Annotated in this window: 1 protein-coding gene; it reads left to right on the forward strand. The window is 40.3% G+C overall.

The window, feature by feature from the left end:
- Positions 1–17: 17 nt before the first annotated feature.
- On the forward strand, positions 18–474 hold a 457-nt coding region (locus FCS21_RS17700; protein WP_503328518.1), incomplete at its 3' end, for an RNA polymerase factor sigma-54.

The following is a 474-nucleotide window of genomic DNA, read 5'->3' on the forward strand; positions in this document are numbered from 1 at the left end:
AACAGGAATTCGAATGGTTGAAGAAAACGATCCTCCAACGCGGGGATACAATTTTGCGGGTTGCTCAAGTCATTGTTTCTCGGCAAAAAGCTTTCTTTATCGACAAGAAGCGGCCAATCAAACCTCTTACGTTAAAGGAAGTTGCGACCGAGATAAATGTGCATGAATCTACGGTCAGTCGAGCAGTCAACGGGAAATATTTGGAAACAGATTTCGGTGTATTTGAGTTAAAGAAATTTTTCACTGCAAGAATCCCTACTAACGGTGCAGAACAGACAGAAGATCTTTCAGCAGATACTGCGAAGAAAAAATTGCAGGAATTAGTTGATCAAGAAGACAAAAGCAAGCCGTTGTCGGACCAGAAATTGGTTGAATTGCTGAAAAAAGATGAGATAGCGATCTCAAGACGAACAGTAGCAAAATACCGTGATTTATTAGGAATCCCGAGTTCATCAAAAAGAAAACGTTATGATC

Origin of the sequence: Colwellia ponticola, from assembly GCF_005885605.1 — a bacterium.
GTDB classification, from domain to species: domain Bacteria; phylum Pseudomonadota; class Gammaproteobacteria; order Enterobacterales; family Alteromonadaceae; genus Colwellia; species Colwellia ponticola.